Origin of the sequence: Elstera litoralis (assembly GCF_000963705.1) — a bacterium.
Taxonomy (GTDB): Bacteria; Pseudomonadota; Alphaproteobacteria; order Elsterales; family Elsteraceae; genus Elstera; species Elstera litoralis.
The window spans coordinates 1-2,966 of sequence record NZ_LAJY01000529.1; the positions used below are offsets into that span (position 1 = coordinate 1).

Genomic DNA, 2,966 nt, shown 5'->3' on the forward strand with positions numbered 1-2,966 from the left:
GCAGATACTCACCATCGTAAACTTCACAATACTTAATTATCTTATTCGCTAATGTTTCCGATAAATCACAGGCAGGAGTTATAAAATGACATTTTTCCTAAGAAAAAAAATTAGCCTAACTCAAAGACTTATAACGATTTTTATCGCGCTATCCTTGATAATATCAGTTTCCGTCGTTGGAAGTTCGTATTTTATTATTCGAGCCGCTCTTTCCCATGACGCCGAATCGGCCTTGGGACGCAATAGCAATCTTTTAAAAACATTGATCGCCCATCGCGGCAAACTTGAAATCGCCGATGGAAAACTCGCCCTCGGCGGCAAACCCTTGACGGGCGATTTCACCCTGGTCGATGAGTTTGCCCGCCTGTCGGGCGCGGGGGCGACAATCTTCCAAGGCGACCAGCGCATCAGTACGAGCGTTACCGACGCAAATGGAATGCGCATCGTCGGAACCCGAATGGCCCCTGGTGCCGCCTACGATTCCGTCTTCCGCGACAAGCAAGCCTACCAAGGCCAAGTTCCCATTCTTGGTAAACCCTATCTGACGCACTATGAGCCGATTCTGGATAGCGCTCGTAACGTCATCGGCGTGCTTTACGTCGGGGTACCCTTGGCTCAGGTCGACGCGGAAAGCGCAAAGATCTTAGAGGAAAACCTGCTGGTCGTCGCCCTCATCGTCCTGCTCGGGGCGGGAATCATCGCCTGGGTGGTCCGTGGGCAAATGCGCCACGTCAGCTATCTGGCCGGGCTCTTCAAAGTGCTGCAAACCCAGACGGAACCGCTCCACATCGCCGATACCGACCGGACCGATGAAATCGGCACCCTCGCCCGCGCCCTCGTCGATTATTCCGAACAGCTTCAGCGTGCCCGCAGTCTCGCCGAGGATGAAAAACGCCATACCGAGGAGCAATTGCGCCGCAAGGCCACTGTCGAGAAGGCCATTGCCGGGTTTAGTGCAAGCGTCGATCAGGTCATCACCTCCGTCGTGTCCGCTTCGGAACAATTGTATCAAAATTCCGAAACTCTGAACCAGAACGCCGCCCTGACCTCGCACCATAGCGGCGACGTGGCCACCGCCGCCCATCAGGCCACGGGCAATGTGCAAACGGTCGCCTCGGCCACGGAAGAGTTGAACGCCTCCATCCGCGAAATCGCCCGCCAGATCGGCCAAGCGGCCACCATCGCTGGAACAGCGGTCGATGAAGCCCGGCAAACCGGCGCCGTGGTTCATACCCTGTCAGAAGCGGGCCAGCGGATCGGCGAAGTGGTGAGCCTCATTACCGATATCGCCGCGCAAACCAATCTTTTGGCGCTGAACGCCACCATCGAAGCGGCGCGCGCCGGGGAGGCGGGCAAGGGCTTTGCCGTCGTCGCCGCCGAAGTCAAAAGCCTCGCCGGGCAAACGGCGCGAGCGACGGACGATATCCACGCCCAAATCAGCGCCATCCAGGCGGCTACCGGCCAAGCCGTCGGCGCGATTGGGGCCATCGCCCAGACTATCGAGCGCATCAATACGCTGAACCTCGGGGTGAAATCGGCAGTCGAACAGCAAAGCGCCGCCACCGCCGAAATCGCCCGCAATGTCAACGAAGCCGCCAGCAGCACCGAAAATATGAGCGAGATCACGCGGGAAATGAGCGCCGCCGCCACCCAAACCGGCGCAACCGCCGCCGATATCCGCGCCGCCGTCGCCAATCTCACTGGACAGGCGAGCGCGCTGCGGGCGGACGTGGCCCGCTTCTTCACCGCCGTCAAAGCCGAGGGAGCGGCTTAAGGGGAAATCGAAACTGGCGGCGGGGGCGGCTCGGGTTGCCGAGCTAGAAAAACCGCCCCTTGCGCGGCGGTCCCCAGCGGCCTGACCACGCGCGGGACAATCTCCGGCGCAAGGAAACCGCCGATTGCGGGCGCAAGACCGCCGCTGAAGGCCACCGGCAGGGTCGCGCTTGGGTCGGCGGCCATAATCAGCGCCCCGATTTCAGCCGCCGCTTCGCGCATCAGCACCAGGGCAAGCGCGTCGCCCGCATCGGCCATTTCCACGATCATCGGCGCGAACTCGGCGAATTTCGCCTGCGTGGCCGTGCCGAGCGTCGCAAAAAACGCCTCGCGATTGCCGCCCCACAGGCTTAAGCACAGGCGGGTGAGCGGCTCCAACGGGCGGCGACCGTCGAGCGCCCGCTGAGTGAGATTGGTCAGCAGCAGACCGAGCCATGCGCGGCTACCTTCATCGCCGCTGGGAAACCCCCAACCGCCGACTTCGATCCAATCGCCCGTACTGAGCCGCGCCGCCGCTACCGAGCCCGTCCCAACGGCAATGGAGACGCCCGGTGCCAATCCCAGGGCGCCGACGAGCGTAGTATAGGAATTTGGGCAAGTCCAAACCGGCATGGGTAGCGGGTTTAGCGCTTCAAACAAATGCCGCTGGGCGGGAAGATTGACCCCCGCCAACCCCAGAACGACCTGCGCATCGTGTAGGGTTTCCGGTACCTGCCCCAGGGGCTCCAGCGCGACGGCAAGGGTTTGCTGAATGACTTCCCACGCCTGCCCCACGCCCTGACTAAGCCCCGATGCCGGGCCGCGCGCCTGGCTGAGTATCATCCCATTGTCGCTTCGATTAGAACCCGGGTGCCGCCGCTCCCACCATCGACGCCGATATAGATCATTCGGGCGCATCCTCTTTTAAAATCAGTTGCAGCCCTGCCAGGGCCGCCGCAACCGTACCGTGGCGATAGTAGGCCGCTTCAAGCGCCTGCGCCTGTGGAAAAATAGCAGCGCGCAACCAAGTTTCCTGTAAATTCTCCGGCGTCAGCATGCCCATCGCAGTTTCCATCCACAGCGATACGATGGACAGGTCGGCGGGCATCTCCGGGGCGATTTTCAGCGCAAGCGCGGCCACCGCGCCGAGCCCCGCGAGCGCCGCCTGCCCATTGCTGTTGGCCAACGCCACGATCCAGCGCTGCGCCGCCATC

At 61.4% G+C, this 2,966-nt stretch carries 3 protein-coding genes; 1 reads left to right on the top strand and 2 read right to left on the bottom strand.

Annotated elements, in window-relative coordinates; all coding sequences use genetic code 11:
- Positions 1-232 precede the first annotated feature (232 nt).
- Positions 233-1,774 carry a methyl-accepting chemotaxis protein gene (locus VZ95_RS16885; RefSeq protein ID WP_052711879.1) on the top strand — a complete coding sequence of 514 codons (1,542 nt, stop codon included), beginning with the start codon at positions 233-235 and terminating at the stop codon, positions 1,772-1,774.
- Here the strand turns inward: VZ95_RS16885 and VZ95_RS16890 are convergent.
- A complete protein-coding gene (locus tag VZ95_RS16890) occupies positions 1,771-2,595 on the bottom strand; it encodes a BadF/BadG/BcrA/BcrD ATPase family protein (RefSeq protein ID WP_052711880.1) in 825 nt (274 codons plus the stop codon). The two genes, VZ95_RS16885 and VZ95_RS16890, sit on opposite strands and share 4 nt — an antisense overlap.
- 61 nt (positions 2,596-2,656) lie before the next feature.
- The coding region (locus tag VZ95_RS25875) for a hypothetical protein (protein ID WP_045776895.1) at positions 2,657-2,966 on the bottom strand (310 nt) is incomplete at its 5' end.

Excerpts from the sequence above, each read along its gene's own strand:
- VZ95_RS16890 (WP_052711880.1), bottom strand. The coding sequence starts at position 2,595 with ATGATACTCAGCCAGGCGCGCGGCCCGGCATCGGGGCTTAGTCAGGGC.